The organism is Algoriphagus yeomjeoni (assembly GCF_003259505.1).
GTDB classification, from domain to species: Bacteria; Bacteroidota; Bacteroidia; order Cytophagales; family Cyclobacteriaceae; genus Algoriphagus; species Algoriphagus yeomjeoni.
Genome location: NZ_QLLK01000007.1, coordinates 105,888 through 123,935 on the forward strand (window position 1 = coordinate 105,888; position 18,048 = coordinate 123,935).

Below are 18,048 nucleotides of genomic sequence, written 5' to 3' on the forward strand. Positions count from 1 at the left end.
ATGAAGAATCTAGATAAAATGCTCGTTGAGTTTGCACAGCAAAAGCTGGAAAAGCAAACAAGAAGACATTTCCTGATGGATTGTGTCGCTAAAGTTGGCGGACTGGCGATGGCTCCATTGATGTTTGGTTGTGATGCTAGTTCATCAGCTGGATCGAAAGGCCTAAACTTAAGCCAGCGGGATTTGAATCCGCTTTCTCCTTTGCCACCTCCATTTGGAGCCAAAGCGAAGTCAATCATCTACCTACACATGGCAGGAGCACCTTCCCAGTTGGAGCTTTTTGACTACAAACCTGAGCTGGCGAAATATCACAATCAACCTGCTCCACAGTCACTTTTGGAAGGAAAGAAATTCGCTTTTATCCGTGGAACTCCAAATCTCTTGGGGCCACAAGCCAATTTTTCCCAACATGGAGAATCCGGCGCTTGGATCTCAGATTACATGCCTCATTTTCAGAAAATGGCAGATGAAGTATCCTTTTTGAAAGCCGTACACACGGATCAATTCAATCATGGACCTGCTCAGCTATTTATGCAGACAGGAAGCCCAAGGCTAGGAAGACCGAGCATTGGAAGCTGGGTGACTTATGGTTTGGGCACAGAAAATCAAAACCTCCCTGGCTTTGTCGTCCTGACTTCTGGAGGGAAAACTCCAGATGCTGGAAAGAGTGTTTGGGGATCCGGATTTTTACCTTCGGTCTATCAAGGAGTGCAGTGCAGATCAAAAGGTGATCCTGTTCTCTACCTTGACGATCCAGAGGGAATGTCCCGAAATTTGAAGAAAAACGTAATTGACGCAATCAACACAGTAAATAAAGAGGAGTTTGACGCTTACGGTGATCCAGAAATTTTGGCTAGAATAAATCAATACGAGATGGCCTACCGCATGCAAATTGAAGTGCCTGAAGTCATGAATATCAATGATGAACCGGAGTCTGTTCATGAGCTCTATGGAACCAAACCTGGAACAGAATCCTTTGCAAACAATTGCCTACTTGCTCGGAAACTAGTAGAAAAAGGCGTAAGATTTGTCCAGTTATACGATTGGGGTTGGGATACTCACGGCACAGATCATGACGGATCGATTGACATGGGCTTAAGAAATAAATGTCGGGAAATGGACAGACCTGTTTCTGCTTTACTACTTGATTTGAAACAAAGAGGATTACTAGAAGACACCTTGGTAGTTTGGGGAGGAGAATTTGGACGTACCCCAATGCAAGAAAATCGAGAGGGAAAAACCCAGAGTTTCCTAGGCCGGGATCATCATGGCGATGCCTTTACCATGTGGATGGCGGGCGGTGGTATCAAGCCTGGAGTGACCTATGGTAAAACAGATGATTTCGGTTTTTCTGGTATTGATGAGAAGGTTTCTGTTCATGATATCCATGCTACTATTCTCCATTTGATGGGTTTTGACCACGAGCAGTTTACTTATGATTTTCAAGGCCGTCCTTTCCGGTTGACTGATGTGGAAGGTGAATTGATCAATAAAATACTAGCTTAACCCTCCATGCCTAAAGCCTTTAAAGTCCTCTTCGCGAATGATTGATTTTATCCTGCCATTATTCGGGAGATTACATCCGATCTTGGTTCACTTGCCAATTGGTTTTCTGGTATTTGGAGTGATTCTGATTTTCTGGTTTGAAAAAAAATATGCGGTCTATTCTCCTGTAATCCAATTTGCTTTTTTGCTTGGAGCAATCTCCGCTCTGCTAGCAAGCATTAGCGGTTTTCTACAATATCAGAATGAGGGATATGCCTGGGACACGGTAAAGTTTCACTTGATTCTTGGCATCTTCACTACCATTCTTTCCTTCGGCTTATGGTATCATCTGAAAAAGGCGGTTTCAACTCCTACTCAATTGAAAATCAAAGGAGCAAGTCTGATCATGATTATAACAATCACAGGGCACTTAGGAGGAAATATCACGCATGGAGATGATTACTTCACTGAAGTTCTACCTCCAGAAATACAAGCATTATTGGGAGGAGAAGTAAGCACCACTGAACCACTCGAACTCCCTGCTGATAATTGGGAGGAAGTGGAATTCTACTCAGGTGCAATCCAGCCAATTTTAGATCAAAACTGCAAGAGTTGCCACAATCCCAATAAACTAAAAGGAGAATTGGATCTGAGTTCTTTTGCCGGAATTCAAAAAGGAGGTGAGGACGGACATATTTTGGAAAGCGGAAATCCCGAAGAGAGCGCCTTGTTTTCCCGCTTAGTTTTACCGAAGGATGATGACGATCACATGCCGCCAAAGGACAAACGTCAGCCGAGAAAAGAGGAAATTGAATTGATCAAAGCATGGATCGAATCAGGATCTTCTGAAAATGCTAAACTTGGAGAATCAGCAATAAAAGTGAGTTTGGTTGAGCCATTTTTCAAAAGAAACGAAATACCGTTTTATCCGGTCGTTGATGTCGCAAAGCTTCCTCAGGACTCAATTTCGAAATTGCGAGATCAAGGCTTCTTTGCCGAAATCGTGAAGAAAGACTCTCCGTTATTGAAGGTCAGTTGCATCAATTTCCCGGGATTTTCAGATTCAGACTGGTATATGCTGCAATCTGCAAAAAATCAAATCGTGTATTTAGACCTGACAGGAACTGCAATCACAGATGCTATTTTAGAGCAAATTGCTACCCTTCCAAACTTAACGGTATTGAAACTTAATCAAACAGCGATAGAAGGTTCTGGCTTGGAGAAATTGGTTGAGAACAAGAATCTAAAGCTTCTTTATATCAATGACACCGAAGTGACCCTTGATCAGCTATCCGCTCTAGATGCTCATCCTACTTTAGAAAAAGTATTTGCTTTTGATTCACCAGTAGCCGATACTGGAAGTCCCTCGCAGTTCAGTTTTTATCTGGAAACTGGAAATTTGAGCTTACCTCCTTTGCCGACAGATACGATAGTGTATTGAAATGTCTCGCCGCGAGACATTTATTTCAAATGTCCCTCAATCACTTCCTCATCAAAACCCAAGCTCAGGCTTCCGTCTTTGTAAACAATCACCGGACGCTTGATCATACTTGAGTTTTCTTCCAAAATAGGGATAGCAGTTTCCTCATTTTCCAAAGCTGCTTTCTGCTCATCAGTCATTTTTCTATAGGTCGTTCCTTTCCTATTCACTAGAGAGGAAAGATCAGTTTTCTTTAAAAACCCTTCCAAAAGTGCAGAACTTGGCTTCTGTTTTTTATAGTCGATGAAGTCGTATTCCACTCCTTTTTCCGCGAGGAAATCGAAGGTCTTCTTCATCGTATTGCAATTCTTAATTCCGTAAACTTTGATGGACATATCTTAATCAATCTTATGAGTCAACGAATTTGAGTCTAAATGCCAGCAAAATCAACTTTTAACACTTAAAAATCGATCAAGATTCAAGTAAAAAATTAAATCTTAACGACTATCTTAAGTTTAGAAATCTGATTATGTAAAAGACTTTTTGTGCTACATTTAATTCTAACTTTTTCAAAATGAGTAAATTTGAAAAGCTATTACTTAAAGTTCTCTCCGGTAAATCAGATAAAAATTTATCCATTTCTGATTTGAAAACGTTACTTACTCAGCTAGGCTTTCAAGATAGAGGTGGTGCTGGAAGCCATACTATATACAAAAGGGACGAAATTCCTGAAATGATCAATATTCAATCTACTAAAGACGGAAAAGCAAAACCTTATCAAGTAAAGCAAATTAGAGAAATCATTATCTATTATAAACTTTCAAAACAATGAGAAAATACGGAATCTTCGTTTACTGGAGTGATCAGGATGAATGTTTTGTTTCTGAGGTTCCTGAGCTTCCATCTATCAAAGCACATGGTGACAATCAAACTGAGGCATTGGAAAATGCTCAGCAAGCAATTGAACTTTGGATCAAAGTAGCTAAAGAGGATGGTATAAAATTGCCAAAACCAAAAGGCAAGATCCAATATGCTTAGCTTGACTTTTGGTTTTATATAACCAAAAATTTATAACCCCAATACCTGCACCATCGCTTCCTTATGAGCAATCAGTATCTGATCGATCAACTCATCTTTCAACGCAGTTGACAAGAACAAACTCTCAAACTGACTTGGTGCCAAGTAAACTCCTCGCTTCAGCATAGCTTGGAAATATTTCCCGAATAAAGCTGTGTCAGAGGTCTTTGCAGATTCAAAGTCAAACACAGGCTTATCTGTGAAAAACAAAGAATACATACTTCCTAGTCTATTCACTGTATAATTCAGCCCTAATTCCTGATTGATGCTTTTTATCCCTTCTGCCAATTTGCTTCCAATGTGAGTTAACTCGTCGTAGACAGTTGGATCTGTATTCAGATGATTCAACATAGTCAAGCCAGCAGCCATTGCAATTGGATTTCCTGAAAGTGTTCCTGCCTGATAAACTGGTCCTGCTGGAGATACAAACTCCATGATTTCTCTCTTTCCTCCGTAAGCTCCCACTGGCATTCCTCCACCAATAATTTTTCCCAAAGTGGTCATATCCGGAGTTACTCCAAAAACTTCCTGAGCTCCACCTTTAGCCAATCGAAAGCCAGTCATCACCTCATCAAAAATCAGGACAATTCCTTCTCTAGTACAGATGTCACGCAATCCTTGCAGGTAACCTTCCTTTGGTAAGCAAAGCCCCATATTTCCTGGAACTGGCTCTAAAATCAAAGCAGCTATTTCTCCAGAATTTGCTGCAATCAGCTCCTCAATTGCTTCTAAATTATTATAGGGAGCGATCAGGGTATCCTTGGCAGTGCCTTTAGTCACTCCAGGAGAATCTGGATCACCCATAGTCATCGCGCCAGAACCTGCTGCGATCAAAAATGAGTCTCCATGTCCATGGTAATGACCTTCCATTTTGATAAACTTATCACGACCTGTAAAGCCTCTGGCAACACGAATAGCTGACATAGTAGCCTCAGTACCCGAGTTTACCATACGAACTTTCTCAATGGATGGCACCATGCTCACGATCAGTTCTGCAATCTCCACCTCACGAGAAGTTGGAGCACCAAATGAAGTTCCGTCTTCCATCGCTTTAATCACTGCATCCTTCACTTTAGGATGGTTATGACCAAGGAGCATCGGGCCCCAGCTATTAATCAGTTCTATGAATTTGTTTCCATCCTCATCGTACAAAAATGCTCCATCAGCTTTTTTGATGAAAAGTGGCTCTCCACCTACGGCTCTAAAGGCACGAACGGGCGAGTTCACGCCACCTGGAATGAAATTTTGGGCTTTTGAAAAAAGCGCTTTACTCTTAGAAATATTCATTGTTTAATCTAATGGTTTCAATTCGCCTGCTTCTAATTTAAAAAGAGGCACGTATTGATTGTTATGTGTTCCTTGAAAGTTGAACCCCCAAGTTAATTTCCCTGCTTGAAATGCTTTCTGATCTAGATTCTTCCTCAAATCAAAGCCTTTGGTATCAGAAAGATTGGACGACACCCAATTGATTAATTCAGCGCCAATAGTAGCGTTGATGCTCGGTAGGCTCAGGTATTTGTCGTAAAATCTATTTCTGAACTGCTTCATTGGTTCACCATAGAAATTCAATGTGTTATTACCTACAAAATAGAAATTAGGAAACTCTAGCATTTCGAAATTTGCAAAATTGAAGCCCAACCAAGAATCCATCACCAAAGTGGGGATGGAAGCAGTAATAGACTCCATCAATGAGAATGCTGGCTGAGCAATGGATGGATCGTCGGTAAGCATAATCACCTGATCCACAGACATGCTTCCTTCACCTCTTCGTATTCCCAAACCTTGCAAGAAGTCGCTTGTATTTCTAGGGTTAATCTGCTCAAATTTCACTAATTGAAAGCCTGCAGCACCCAATTTAGCTTGAAGCATATTCGCTAACATTTCATCCCGCGAACTACTGCTGTATCCTATGGCCACTCTTTTTCCCCAGTTCTGCTTTCTCAATCCCTCCACGATTCCATCAACAATCGAACTCACCGAAGGTCTAAATAAATAGCTGTAATCCAGCTCCTCAAACCTTTCTCCCAAGTTGGACAAAGGGTGAACGAAAGGTATTCTAGCAGTTTCAGCAAAACTACTCACCAAATCAGATTCTTCTGGATAGATTGGACCAATAATCACATCAGCTGACGCAATGGCTGGATCAGAAAGTAGGTTTTGCAAATGAGCGACATCTCTTCTGGAATCGAAAGTCAGCATATTGACCTTTATTCCATTTCTCTTTAATTGCTCAACACCATATTCAAGGCCCTGATACAATTCAAAAACAAAATCATTTTTTGGAATGCTTGTCAAACTTGTGCGAGAGGAATTAGTAAACGGCAAAATCACTACTATATCTAACACTAGATCCTTTACTATGTTTTTGCTTTCATTGGCTTTCCCCTGCAATTCGTAATAGGCAGCTCGCTCTGTGGCAGAAAGAATACTTTGACTCTCCAAAACCCGCTTAAGTGCCTCTCCATAACCTTTATTCTCTTTGAATTCAGATAGATTAGCGATCATAAAACTTACACTGACCTCCTTCAAATTATCATAAGTAGCATTCTCAGCCATAGACATCAACTCGTCATTCTTTATTTTTTGAATGGTGCGAAGCGCCTCTACGTTCTGCTGATTTTTGAAATAGGAAACTGCCAAAAGATACTTAGCTTCATCTGTCTTGGCCCAATTACCAGCAATAATTGGTTCCAGCGCTGCTATTGCCTGCCCAGGTTGATTCGCTCCCAACGCTGCTTCGCCAAGGTGGAAAGCTGCGTAATTTGCTAGATTTCCGTATTCCTTTGGATCAGTAAATTGTTTGAAAAGTGAGATAGCTTCCCAATAGTTTTTGGCAGCCAACTCAGACTGAGCCTTGCGATACGCATCCGGTGTTGGGATTTGAGCAACTGCCAAGCTCAGAATGAAAAATACCGGAATTACTAAAAGAAATTTATTCATTAGGTAGTGGTGAATGAAACATCAAAACAGGGTATGCAAATTTAACCCATTATTTTCAAACCCAAAGTTCAGGCCGAAATGCCTTGAAAAGTAAAAACCCGAAGAATTATCTCCGGGTTTCCATTTTCAAATTTGAAATCGTCTTATTCCCACTCGATTGTTGCTGGTGGCTTAGAAGAGATATCGTAAACAACGCGATTAACGCCTTTCACCTTATTAATGATGTCATTGGAAATCTTACCTAGAAACTCATATGGAAGGTGAATCCAGTCAGCAGTCATACCATCTACAGAACCTACAGCTCTCAGAGCAACGACTTTCTCATAGGTACGCTCATCTCCCATTACGCCTACAGACTGAATCGGAAGCAGCATCGCTCCTGCTTGCCACACATTGTCATAAAGTCCGTGATCTTTTAGTCCCTTGATAAAAATATGATCAACTTCCTGAAGTGTTCTTACTTTCTCAGCTGTCACATCTCCCAAAATACGTATTCCAAGCCCCGGACCTGGGAAAGGATGACGTCCTATAATCGTCTCTACAATTTCCAATGCTCTTCCAACTTCTCGAACTTCGTCTTTGAAAAGTGTATTCAATGGTTCTACCACAGAAAGCTTCATAAAATCGGGTAATCCGCCCACATTGTGGTGAGATTTTATCGTAGCAGAAGGGCCTTTCACAGAAATAGACTCAATCACATCTGGATAGATAGTACCCTGACCCAGCCATTTTACTCCTTCTAGTTTATTTGATTCTTCATCAAAAACCTCGATAAATGCATTTCCAATCGCTTTTCTCTTCGCTTCCGGATCTGTAACGCCTGCAAGCGCATCATAGAATTTTTGCTTGGCATCTACGCCAATCACATTCAGTCCCATGTGCTTATAGGAATCCAATACTTCTTCGAATTCATTTTTGCGAAGCAAACCATTATCTACAAACACGCAAATCAGCTGATCGCCAATCGCACGGTGAATCAAGGTAGCGGCCACAGAAGAATCAACTCCCCCTGACAAGCCCATCACGACTTTATCAGAACCGATCTTTGCTTTCAAATCTGCAATGCTCGCATCGATAAACACATCAGATGTCCAATCCTGCGCACAGCCACAGATTCCTACCACAAAATTCCTAAGAAGATTTTTACCTTCCGTAGAGTGTGTTACTTCTGGGTGAAATTGAATTCCGTAAGTTTCTTCATTCTGAATTTTGAAAGCTGCGACACGAACTGAGTCAGTGCTAGCTATTACATCAAAATCACTTGGCAAATTCTTGATGGTATCCCCATGGGACATCCATACTTGAGAGCCATGCGTCATTTCCTTAAGCAATTCGAAATGATTATCAAGGTGACTAAGGTTAGCTCGCCCATATTCTCTGATCTCTGAAGGAGCTACTTCCCCGCCATATTTCTGTGCCAAAAGCTGAGAACCGTAACACACGCCCAAAAGCGGAAGTTTGCCTCTCAAAGCATCTAAGTCCAAATCAGGAGATCCCTCGTCTCTTACTGAGCAAGGAGAACCCGAAAGAATCACTCCTTTGATATCGGATGTGATCTCTGGAACTTTATTATAGGGATGGATTTCGCAATAAACATTCAGTTCTCTAACTCGTCGTGCGATGAGTTGGGTGTACTGAGAACCGAAGTCGAGGATCAAGATTTGTTCTGCCATGCGCAAAGGTAATCAGGGCAGGCAAACTGAGGAAATGATCTGAGAAAATTTACAGAATAATGTTTGGTGAGCAGTACATTGTTAAATATGTCAGGCTGAGCGAAGTCGAAGCCATTTTCTCTTAGTTGTCCTCGACTTCGCTCGGACTGACGAAACCACCAATCAGAATTCGTAGATCGTAAATCCTACACCGTTATATTTTTCAGCCCAGAAAGTAGTATCTAGCAACGTAAAACCAACTATAACTCACATTTTCGCCATGAATAACAAAGCTATCCTTTCCATCTTTTTGTTCATATTTAGCACAAGTTCTTTTGCCCAAAATGCCCCTCTTCAGAAAATTACCGATCCTTACTTCAAATTAGTCAGACCAGAATTCAAGGGAAATTTAGCTTTTGAGACTGTCTCTTTTGTGGAGCAATACTGGAGAGTCGCAGGAAATACTGGTTTTAATAATACGGTGTATCAGATTGCTGAGAAACTGGAAGCTGCGGGGTATATCTTGGAGGAAAAAGCTACTGATTCAGACCGCTTGACTTATAGAATCGAAACTAGGGAAATGAGACAACCGACTTGGGAGCCTGTTTCTTCTTCCTTGAAAATAGTGGGAACAGCTGAAAATCTGCTTTCGTCGGAGACGAACCGAAACATGATTTACATGTATTCGAGCTCCACTCCGAAGGAAGGCGTTCAGGGTGAAGTTATTTACATAGAAAATAAAGAAGACTTGGCTTCGACAGAATTGAGTGGGAAAATTCTTTTTTCCGACATGCTCAGCTTCAGAAGCTTGCAAGCTGCTGTAAAAGATAAAGGTGCGCTTGGCGTATTGACTTATGATATGCCTTCCTATTTGCAAGCAGAGAAAAACGTGACTTCAATTCAGTTTCGAGGCATGAGATATGATGAGAAAAATCCAGCATGGGCGATTGCTCTTTCTTTCGAAGCCAAAGAAAAGCTGAAAGCTGAACTCGCGAAAGGCAAAGTAGAAGTTCTGGTGAAAGCCGAAACGAAGATTTATGAATCGGAAGAACTCACCGTTGTCGCGAATGTGAAAGGATCGGATTTGCCGCTGGAAAGCCTTGTTTTCTCCGCTCACATCCAAGAACCTGGAGCAAATGACAATGCTACGGGCGTGGGGACCCAACTGGAAATGGCGAAAATCACTGCTGAGTTGATGAAGCAAGGCAAACTTGATCTGAAGCGAACCTTAACTTTCCTCTGGGGAGATGAGATCATTTCGACGAGAAGATATATCGAAGAAAAAGATAAACGAGAAGCTGAAATTAACTGGGGAATCTCCCTGGATATGGTTGGTGAAAATACGGTTGTAACTGGCGGTACATTTTTGATAGAAAAAATGCCTGACCCTAGCGCCATCTGGACACGTGGAGAAGACAAGCATAGTGAATGGGGCGGTTCTCCGATGACAGTTGACCAGATGAAACCTCACTATTTGAATGATTTTATCCTCACCAATTTCGAGGCTCAAGGAGAATATGCGAATTGGGTAGTAAAGACCAATCCATTCGAAGGAGGATCTGATCATACGCCATTCCTACAGGCTGACATTCCAGGGTTATTGCTTTGGCACTTTACTGATCAGTTTTACCACACGGATAACGATCGACTGGATAAAGTCTCTCAGAAAACCATGGTCAATGTGGGCACTGCGGCTTTGGTATCTGCTTTCACTTTGCTAAATGCTGATGATAGAACCGTAGATCAACTGATGCTTATGATCGCTGCACAGGCCCAAATAAGATTGATGACGGAAGTTCAGCTTAGCAAAAAAGCGATTGCAGACGGTGGGTCCAAAGAAGATGAGCAACTCATAATCGACACTTGGGCTGATTATTACGCGAAGGCAATGGATTCAATCAAGGATTTGGTGAATGCGGATGATGAAAAAACGCTGAGAAGAATTGTATTGGCGAGAGAAGGGATAAAGGCTCATGCACCGAAGCTTTAGTATTTACTCGCGGCGACGCAGCGGTGCAACGACACTTTCTTCATTGTTATTCTCTAAACCCTGTTTTATCTCAACCAAAACTATTGGTTCTCATTATTGGTCATTGAATTTGAAAATTGATCATTGAATTTGCTCGTTTCGAAAAGCTCGTTTCGGGTTCCCTACCAGCAGCAGATCCCAATCACTTTCATCAAAACCCTGAGCATTTAAAGTCGGCATCAGCTTTTCGAAGATATTAGTAAAGGGCACAAAATCTCCTCCATCAGGCTTGGCTGGATCATACCAACCTGCATCGTGGGAAATCAGTACTTGATCTAGAAAACCATTCTTTTTTGCAAAAAGTAATCGCTCAACATATTCATCTATACTCCAACCTATTCCATCCCAACTGATCCAAACTCCAAGTTTAGCAGCATCCAGATAATTCTGGAAATCCTGCTCAGCCTGCGCATGAACCCACACAAAAGCTGAAGGGTCCACACCCAAATTTTGAAGGATTTCCACTTCCTGTATCGCAGTCTTCCAAGTTCCCGTATGGGAATAGATTTTCAAACCCGTTTCCTTAAAAGTCAATCCAGCTGCTCTGACCAATTTCGCATCCATTTCCCTTAAAGGATCCTCCTCATTAACAGATATTTTGATAAAGCCGGGCTTGATTCCTGTTTTTTCTATCTCATTTTTAAATTCATCTATCCATCTCTCCGACAACTGCTCGGCCGTTTCAGTAAATGCATAATCAGGCAAAAACTTTCCATTTTGAGTGCCATAAAGTCCAGTATTTGTGATGAGTTGAATTCCGGATTTTTCAGTCAGTTTTTTAAGCAAAACTGGATCCTTTGCCAAATAAGAAGGTGTGCAGTCAAAAATGGTCTTTACTCCATATTTCTTCACTTCGAGTAAATAAGGCAATACTTTATCGATTACCTCCTCGTGGGAATAGCGATTTGGCGAAACAGAATCTGCCCCGATAAAATCCACCAGCATATGCTCATGAATCAATGTTAGCCCCATGGAATCTGTCGAAATCAAACCAGAAACAGTATTAATGTAACTGGTTTCAGAATTAGGCTTGGAGCAGGAAAAAGAAAGGATCAGTAGACTTAGTCCAACTAGTAGAGAATGCTTCATTTAATAAATCTAAGCAACTACTCCCCGCAATGCCAAGAGATTTACAGCTTGATTTACGCTAGACTCCTTATTTTAAAGAAGACATTCCTCCGTCTATGTGCAATATCTGCCCAGTGACCCAAGATGACTTATCATCCAAAAGAAACAAAGTAGCTTCTGCGATATCCTCAGGAGTACCTATTCTACCTAAAGGATGTCTCTTATCTGAAGCAGCACGTTTTTCATCACTGCTCACCAATTGCTTTGCTAGCGGAGTATCCGTCAGAGAAGGAGCGATAGCATTTACTCTGATGCTATTCGGTGCCCATTCTGCTGCCAAGGATCTAGCTAATCCTTCAATAGCTCCTTTTGCAGATGCTATCCCAGCATGAAACCCCATTCCAGTTTGCACTGCAACAGTACTGTATAAAACCACAGAGCCTTTACCTGATTTTTTCAGGCCTTTCATACAGGCCTGAAGGGTTTTGACAGCTCCAAAAAAATTAACATCCATCTCGGCTTTAAAATCCTCCATAGAGATTCTGTGAAATGGTTTCAAATTGATCGAACCCGGACAGTAAACAAGGCCATCGATTACTTCAGGCAAATCTTGCAGTTCTGCACTTTCATCTGTTATATCGATTTTATTTTTCCCTTCACCGCTTCGGGAATAGAGAAACAGATTTACTTCTTCCTTATCTGCTAATTCTGCTACAGCTTTACCGATTCCTGAATTCCCTCCGATGATGACAATATTCTTTCCTTTCATTGCTTTTTCTTTTCTCATTAAAGCAGTTTGAACGGACTATTGTTTGAAATTTATCCTATTTCAACTCATAAAAATAAATGGTCTGGACGTCCTTTTCCACAGCTTCTGGGTCCTCACCTGGCTTAGCATAGGAATACAGCACATTGCGTACAGAGTTGAGATTTACATCCCATGTTCCTTCCCAGAGTTTTTCTTCATCTTGAAATATCTGATAGTAAGTTCTGCTTTTATATTTTTTCTCCAAAGCCATATACCGCTCATCACCTATGACATTTCTCGGTAATGCATCTACCTCCTCTTGTGGCACAGCTCCTTCGAACATGGCAACTAAATGATCATTTGAAAAGGTGAAACCGATGTACTGAGAGCCTGCTAGGTCATTGAAGAAACTATCAAAATTTTGTGTGGAAGCTGTTGGCAAAGTCTGCTTATATTCTTTAGGAGGACTCAATTCCCATGAAGACTTCAATTTTAATTCAGGAAAATTATACACATATATTTCTGGGGAATTTGGGAAAAGCACAAACATTTCATCCTTTCTAAACTGTACAATTGGATCCAAACTAAGAAACATGCCATTATGAATTGCCGGCTGGCTTTCCTTGGGAAGAGAATCTGCACTTAAGCGCTCTAAAGAAGCTAAATCCCTTATTGTCAATAAGGGGTAGGAAATATTAAGGACTCCTGAATTATAAACTTTATCCATGTCCTCAACTTCCACAGAAAATGTATACAAATAATTTCCATATGATTGAGCAGCTCTATTTTTACCTGATTTTCTGGTTAACAACGTAAACTCCAAAGGATTGCTCTCCTTCAAGCTAAAGTTGAGATCATACCTGAAATATTCTGAACTTGTAGTCAGCAGAATTTCATCATTTCCTGAAAAATTCGCCGTATAGAAATACGATGACTTGTAATTATTTTTTCCATCCCCCGTTCGGTTAGCTCTCATCAATATTTCTCCTGAACTATCGACTCTCAAAAACTCATTGGTTTTGAAATCATAAAACAGATACTCGGAATGATCTTCCTTCACATCTATCAGAGCTAATTGGGTAAGGTTATCTATCACCAAACTATCGGTAATCACCAATTCGGGAATATAGGCTTTCGATTGCGTTTCTTGTGTCTTTTCGCTGCAGGCTAGAAGTCCTGCGAAAAGAAGTAGGAGTAAAAAGTTCTTCATAGGTGTGGTTTACTAACAATTTAGATTTTCCGATAATTCGCAGTAGGTAAAGTAGTCAAATTTTTGAAAAACTAGTTTATTACCTCTTCCATATCAATTCAATGAGTTATCACCGAGTCCAAAGCACACTGAGATTGCCCCAAAGTTGAAAAAAGCTCAGCCAAGATTCCCTAAAAATAATCAAATAAAAGGACCCCATTCATTAGGCCATTTTGACGAAATTAGAATATTCACAAATTAGCTGTTTTAGACTAAATCTTTGTGTCCGTTAATTGATTCACTAGATTTAAACTTCAATTTGAGTGCTACTTGTGTCTCATGATAAATCTCTGAGTTAAAAAACTCTCTAATAAAAATAAGCTTATAGCTATGAAAAAGTATATTTTTCACCTGTTAGTAATATTTTCATTTTCATGTAATTCAGATACTAGCGAGTATTTTGTCATCGATAAAAATTCATCCAACAGGTCCATTTTCATCAGCGAAGATTCCGATGAATTGGTGAAATGGGCAGCTAATGACCTTGCAGAGGACTTAGAGTTCATACTCGGAACAGAAGTTACAATTAGTTATACTGATAAATTCAATCCAGAGGACAAAGGAATTTATATAGGGAAGTTTGATGATCCATTAATTGAATCCTTACCCGAAAAGCTCAATAGAAATTTAAACGGTGAATGGGAAAAATTCCTTATCAATAAGCATGAGGAAAATCTCTTCATAGTGGGCAGCGACATTAGAGGCACTGTATATGGGATCTTTGAACTTGCAGAGCGAATCGGTATATCACCGTGGAAATGGTGGGCAGATGTCCATCCTGAGAAAAGTGAAGGGGTCGAATTGAAATTGCCTATCGGAGGAATTGAAGCTAGTCCATCCGTGCAGTACAGAGGGATTTTTTTGAACGACGAAGATTGGGGATTACAACCTTGGGCAGCTAATACCTTCGAACCAGAAACTGGAGATATTGGCCCCAAAACATACGAAAAGATCTTTCAATTGCTGCTTCGCCTGAAGGCTAACACTATATGGCCAGCGATGCATCCTTCCACTAAGGCCTTTTTTAGCATTCCAGGAAATCGGGAAATGGCCGAAAAGTATCACATTTCCATAGGTACCTCACATGCTGAACCCATGCTCCGAAACAATGTGGATGAGTGGGATGAGGAAATTTATGGTGATTTCAATTATTTCACCAACAGTGAAAACGTCAAGCAGTATTGGCAAGAACGAATTACACAAGCCAAAAATGGGAACAACATTATTAGCATGGGCATGCGGGGAATCCATGATTCAGGAATGCAAGGAAATGCTACTCAAAAAGAGCGAGTTGAACTTCTAGAACAAATTTTTCAGGATCAGCGGAGTATTTTGTCAAGCACAATCGATAAGGCCATCGAAGAAATCCCTCAGGCATTTACAATCTACAAGGAAGTATTGGATCTGTACAATGATGGCTTACAAGTTCCAGAGGACATCACGTTGGTATGGACCGATGACAATTATGGCTACATACGGAGATTAAGTGATGAGAAAGAACAAAGTAGAAAAGGTGGCAGCGGTGTATATTATCATTTGAGCTATTGGGGTAGACCTCATGATCACCTCTGGCTCTCTACCACACAGCCTGGTTTGATTTGGTATGAAATGACCAGAGCCTATCAAAACGGAGCCAAAAAACTATGGATTGCCAATGTAGGAGATATTAAGCCTGCTGAATACGATATAGAGTTTTTCCTAGACCTAGCCTGGGACATCAATAGCATCTCTGAAACTACCATAAATTCCCATTTGAAGGCTTGGAGTTCTCGAGAGTTTGGGGAAGCCCATGGGGAAGAGATCGCCAAGATCTTTGCGGAATATTATCGTTTGGCATTTCTACGCAAACCCGAATATATGGGATGGAGCCAAACTGAGCCGACCACCACAACAAGGATCACGGAGTTTAACTCCGAGGAAGCAAACCGCAGACTAGAAGCTTATGCTAAGCTGGTTGAAAAAGTAAATGCGATAAAGTCTTCCCTATCCAAAGAGCGTCTTAACGCCTATTTCCAATTAGTAGAATACCCAATAAAAGGCGCTGCGCTAATGAATGAGAAATTTATCCTTGCTCAGGAATCATACCTCAATACAACTAGTGAACTAAAGGATAAACTCGCGAAGCAATCGCAACAAGCATACGATAATATTGTTGTGCTTACCGAAGAATATAACCTTAAAATCAGCAATGGTAAGTGGAATAAAATGATGTCTATGCATCCTCGAGACCTACCTGTTTTCTCCATGCCAAACTATCATCAGACAGACCTCTTGCCTGAGAGCAAAAATACAGCAGGAGATCCCACTCTTTCTCCGCCTATTTTTATGCAGGGAAATGAATATTCTAACGCCCAAGGTGCAGCCAATTACCAATGGAAAGCAGTGGAAGGATTAGGCTATAGCAATGCCGCTATGACGCTATTCCCTTTTGCAAACCTGCTATTTGAATCAGAAAAACCATTCTTGGAATATCAATTTGACCTGCAAAATCCAGGAAAGTATGTGGTGGAACTGCGATTATTACCTACTCATTCAAACAATTTTGATCAGAAGATATGGGTATCAATCGATGATCAGGATCCCAAAGAGTACTCTTTAAATACTCGTGGAAGAACTGAAGAGTGGAAGGAAAATGTACTGAGGAATTTTGTAAAAGTGACTTACCCGATCCTCATTGATAAACCAGAGAAACACAGTCTGAAAATATCAGTCAATCAAGTTGGAATAGTACTAGATCAACTTGCTATTAGTCAAGAGGGGCAGGAGAAATTCTATGAAATAGTGAAATGACAGAATGACCAACAGCTTCATACAGCACCTACCTTAAAATCCCAACTTCGCCCAAAGGAATGTCTACCTTATTGACCAGAAAGGAATAGTATGATAGTACTATCTAGAGACAAAACCAGTCCTACCCCTTGCTAGGCAAGACAATAAACCCAGCGCTCCTTCGCGCTTTCTTCGAGTCCTTTGTTGTAAAAAAATAAAAAAACCGAGCCTCTTAGCTCGGTTTCATGTTGGTTCTTGCTTTCTAAATTATTTTTCAAGACTAATGTATTTCAAAAACTCATTTCTGGATTGCTCGTCCTTCTCAAATTTACCTGAATAGAAAGAGGTCAGAGTAGAACTTGTCGTATCCTTCACACCCCTAGAGCTCACGCACATGTGATCTGCATCCATGATCACGGCCACATCATCTGTGCCTAGCGCTTCTACTAGTTCGTTTCCGATCTGCATGGTCAGCCGCTCCTGAACTTGCGGGCGCTGCGAAAAATACTGCACAATTCGGTTGATTTTTGATAGTCCGATTACGCTTCCATTAGATATATAAGCGACATGAGCTTTGCCATGGATCGGCACGAAGTGATGCTCGCAGTGGGAAAAGAAGGTGATATTCTTCTCCACGAGCATTTCATTGTATTTATATTTATTTTCAAAAAGCTTTGCCAGTGGCTTATTCTTTGGATTTAATCCGCTGAAAACCTCTTTCACATACATCTTTGCTACACGATGTGGAGTTCCTTTCAGACTGTCATCAGTGAGATCCAATCCCATGATATGCATGATTTCTCTGAAATGCTTCTCAATCAATTCGACTTTCAGCTCATCATCCATTTCGAAAGCATCTTCTCGAAGTGGAGTTTCCAGGGAAGTTCCCACATGCTCATCTCCAATATCCTCAGCAGATGCTCTTGCGATATTAATTCCCATCGTATTCAACAAAGTTTCTTTCTGTTTCATAAAGTCGAATTGTTAACTCGAATTTTCGATCAATTTTTTCCCTTAAAATATTCCAAACAACCACTGCAATATTCTCAGCGGTTGGGTTAAGTTCTTTGAATTCATCGGTATCCAGGTTTAAATTTTTGTGATCTAATTTTCTTAAGACATGCTCTTTGATCAAATCGCTGAGCACTTTCATATCGTAAACATATCCAGTTCGCGGATCTACTTCCCCTCTCAATTTTACGATCAATTCATAGTTGTGACCATGAAAATGGGGATTATTGCACTTACCAAAAACAGATTGATTTTGTTCGTCAGACCACTCAGGGTTATGAAGACGATGCGCTGCGTTGAAATGTTCTTTTCTATAAACTGATACTTTCATTGATTGCTGAAACAGCCACTTTTCTGTTTTTGTTTGAATTATTTTTCTTTTTATCTGTTAGACAACTGGTATGGGTCTGCTTTACAGCTTATTAATTTTGGGAACGCAAAATTACAGAATAATATGTGGTACCAAAATCGACTGTAGAACTCATCAAGCCAAGACAAGAACGGATAAAGCTATTGAGAAGGTTCCCGAAACCAAATGATGAATTTAATGATCAAAATCATAAGAGACTGATCAATTCCTCGTTTGTCCTCATAGGTTAT

General features: G+C 40.6%; 15 protein-coding genes. 6 read left to right on the top strand and 9 right to left on the bottom strand.

The features are described from left to right. A complete protein-coding gene (locus LV83_RS13090; protein ID WP_111611994.1) occupies positions 1–1,506 on the top strand; it encodes a DUF1501 domain-containing protein in 1,506 nt (501 codons plus the stop codon). Between the two features lie 37 nt (positions 1,507–1,543). Further along, a complete protein-coding gene (locus LV83_RS13095; RefSeq protein WP_111611995.1) occupies positions 1,544–2,926 on the top strand; it encodes a c-type cytochrome domain-containing protein in 1,383 nt (460 codons plus the stop codon). 20 nt (positions 2,927–2,946) lie between these two features. On the opposite strand, the gene LV83_RS13100 is transcribed toward LV83_RS13095, so the two are convergent. After that, positions 2,947–3,300 carry a Spx/MgsR family RNA polymerase-binding regulatory protein gene (locus tag LV83_RS13100; RefSeq protein WP_111611996.1) on the bottom strand — a complete coding sequence of 118 codons (354 nt, stop codon included), beginning with the start codon at positions 3,298–3,300 and terminating at the stop codon, positions 2,947–2,949. Between the two features lie 179 nt (positions 3,301–3,479). Between LV83_RS13100 and LV83_RS13105 the strand changes: the two genes are divergently transcribed. Both LV83_RS13105 and LV83_RS13110 read left to right on the top strand, forming a co-directional pair. After that, positions 3,480–3,737, top strand: coding sequence for a type II toxin-antitoxin system HicA family toxin (locus LV83_RS13105; protein WP_111611997.1), 258 nt, complete (start codon positions 3,480–3,482; stop codon positions 3,735–3,737). Further along, positions 3,734–3,943, top strand: coding sequence for a type II toxin-antitoxin system HicB family antitoxin (locus LV83_RS13110; RefSeq protein WP_111611998.1), 210 nt, complete (start codon positions 3,734–3,736; stop codon positions 3,941–3,943). The genes LV83_RS13105 and LV83_RS13110 overlap by 4 nt, the downstream gene beginning before the upstream one ends. 30 nt (positions 3,944–3,973) lie before the next feature. Here the strand turns inward: LV83_RS13110 and hemL are convergent, their stop codons facing one another. From hemL to guaA, 3 genes are all read right to left on the bottom strand, one after another. After that, a complete protein-coding gene (hemL, locus tag LV83_RS13115; protein WP_111611999.1) occupies positions 3,974–5,269 on the bottom strand; it encodes a glutamate-1-semialdehyde 2,1-aminomutase in 1,296 nt (431 codons plus the stop codon). 3 nt (positions 5,270–5,272) lie between these two features. Beyond that, entirely contained in the window at positions 5,273–6,922 is a 1,650-nt protein-coding gene (locus LV83_RS13120; protein ID WP_111612000.1) for an ABC transporter substrate-binding protein, read from the bottom strand. A 143-nt stretch (positions 6,923–7,065) separates the two neighbouring features. Beyond that, a complete protein-coding gene (gene guaA, locus LV83_RS13125) occupies positions 7,066–8,595 on the bottom strand; it encodes a glutamine-hydrolyzing GMP synthase (RefSeq protein ID WP_111612001.1) in 1,530 nt (509 codons plus the stop codon). A 259-nt stretch (positions 8,596–8,854) separates the two neighbouring features. Here guaA and LV83_RS13130 point away from each other — a divergent pair, with 259 nt between their 5' ends. Further along, positions 8,855–10,564, top strand: coding sequence for a M28 family peptidase (locus LV83_RS13130; RefSeq protein ID WP_111612002.1), 1,710 nt, complete (start codon positions 8,855–8,857; stop codon positions 10,562–10,564). A 120-nt stretch (positions 10,565–10,684) separates the two neighbouring features. Here the strand turns inward: LV83_RS13130 and LV83_RS13135 are convergent, their stop codons facing one another. From LV83_RS13135 to LV83_RS13145, 3 genes are all read right to left on the bottom strand, one after another. Beyond that, a complete protein-coding gene (locus tag LV83_RS13135; protein WP_111612003.1) occupies positions 10,685–11,692 on the bottom strand; it encodes a phosphotriesterase family protein in 1,008 nt (335 codons plus the stop codon). A 67-nt stretch (positions 11,693–11,759) separates the two neighbouring features. Then, the gene (locus LV83_RS13140) at positions 11,760–12,458 is read right to left on the bottom strand and encodes an SDR family NAD(P)-dependent oxidoreductase (RefSeq protein ID WP_394335804.1); all 699 of its coding nucleotides are present in this window, start codon (positions 12,456–12,458) and stop codon (positions 11,760–11,762) included. 37 nt (positions 12,459–12,495) lie between these two features. Further along, entirely contained in the window at positions 12,496–13,629 is a 1,134-nt protein-coding gene (locus tag LV83_RS13145) for a hypothetical protein (RefSeq protein ID WP_111612004.1), read from the bottom strand. A 369-nt stretch (positions 13,630–13,998) separates the two neighbouring features. Between LV83_RS13145 and LV83_RS13150 the strand changes: the two genes are divergently transcribed. Further along, positions 13,999–16,458 (top strand): glycosyl hydrolase 115 family protein, encoded by a 2,460-nt coding sequence (locus tag LV83_RS13150; RefSeq protein ID WP_111612005.1) that lies wholly within the window; start codon positions 13,999–14,001, stop codon positions 16,456–16,458. Between the two features lie 246 nt (positions 16,459–16,704). Here LV83_RS13150 and folE read toward each other — a convergent pair whose 3' ends face one another. Together folE and LV83_RS13160 are read right to left on the bottom strand one after the other, a co-directional pair. Next, positions 16,705–17,409: a GTP cyclohydrolase I FolE gene (gene folE, locus LV83_RS13155; RefSeq protein ID WP_111612006.1), complete on the bottom strand. Its 705-nt coding sequence runs from the start codon at positions 17,407–17,409 to the stop codon at positions 16,705–16,707. Continuing rightward, positions 17,369–17,779 carry a 6-pyruvoyl trahydropterin synthase family protein gene (locus LV83_RS13160; protein ID WP_111612007.1) on the bottom strand — a complete coding sequence of 137 codons (411 nt, stop codon included), beginning with the start codon at positions 17,777–17,779 and terminating at the stop codon, positions 17,369–17,371. Before LV83_RS13160 ends, folE begins: the two co-directional genes overlap by 41 nt. Between the last annotated feature and the right edge of the window lie 269 nt (positions 17,780–18,048).

What these genes read in the sequence shown, in the direction of transcription:
- LV83_RS13110 (WP_111611998.1), top strand. Translation starts at nt 3,734, where the DNA reads ATGAGAAAATACGGAATCTTCGTTTACTGGAGTGATCAGGATGAATGT.
- LV83_RS13160 (WP_111612007.1), bottom strand. Translation starts at nt 17,779, where the DNA reads ATGAAAGTATCAGTTTATAGAAAAGAACATTTCAACGCAGCGCATCGT.
- LV83_RS13130 (WP_111612002.1), top strand. Translation starts at nt 8,855, where the DNA reads ATGAATAACAAAGCTATCCTTTCCATCTTTTTGTTCATATTTAGCACA.
- folE (WP_111612006.1), bottom strand. Translation starts at nt 17,409, where the DNA reads ATGAAACAGAAAGAAACTTTGTTGAATACGATGGGAATTAATATCGCA.
- LV83_RS13095 (WP_111611995.1), top strand. Translation starts at nt 1,544, where the DNA reads ATGATTGATTTTATCCTGCCATTATTCGGGAGATTACATCCGATCTTG.
- LV83_RS13120 (WP_111612000.1), bottom strand. Translation starts at nt 6,922, where the DNA reads ATGAATAAATTTCTTTTAGTAATTCCGGTATTTTTCATTCTGAGCTTG.
- guaA (WP_111612001.1), bottom strand. Translation starts at nt 8,595, where the DNA reads ATGGCAGAACAAATCTTGATCCTCGACTTCGGTTCTCAGTACACCCAA.
- LV83_RS13135 (WP_111612003.1), bottom strand. Translation starts at nt 11,692, where the DNA reads ATGAAGCATTCTCTACTAGTTGGACTAAGTCTACTGATCCTTTCTTTT.
- LV83_RS13105 (WP_111611997.1), top strand. Translation starts at nt 3,480, where the DNA reads ATGAGTAAATTTGAAAAGCTATTACTTAAAGTTCTCTCCGGTAAATCA.
- LV83_RS13150 (WP_111612005.1), top strand. Translation starts at nt 13,999, where the DNA reads ATGAAAAAGTATATTTTTCACCTGTTAGTAATATTTTCATTTTCATGT.
- hemL (WP_111611999.1), bottom strand. Translation starts at nt 5,269, where the DNA reads ATGAATATTTCTAAGAGTAAAGCGCTTTTTTCAAAAGCCCAAAATTTC.
- LV83_RS13090 (WP_111611994.1), top strand. Translation starts at nt 1, where the DNA reads ATGAAGAATCTAGATAAAATGCTCGTTGAGTTTGCACAGCAAAAGCTG.
- LV83_RS13145 (WP_111612004.1), bottom strand. Translation starts at nt 13,629, where the DNA reads ATGAAGAACTTTTTACTCCTACTTCTTTTCGCAGGACTTCTAGCCTGC.
- LV83_RS13140 (WP_394335804.1), bottom strand. Translation starts at nt 12,458, where the DNA reads ATGAGAAAAGAAAAAGCAATGAAAGGAAAGAATATTGTCATCATCGGA.
- LV83_RS13100 (WP_111611996.1), bottom strand. Translation starts at nt 3,300, where the DNA reads ATGTCCATCAAAGTTTACGGAATTAAGAATTGCAATACGATGAAGAAG.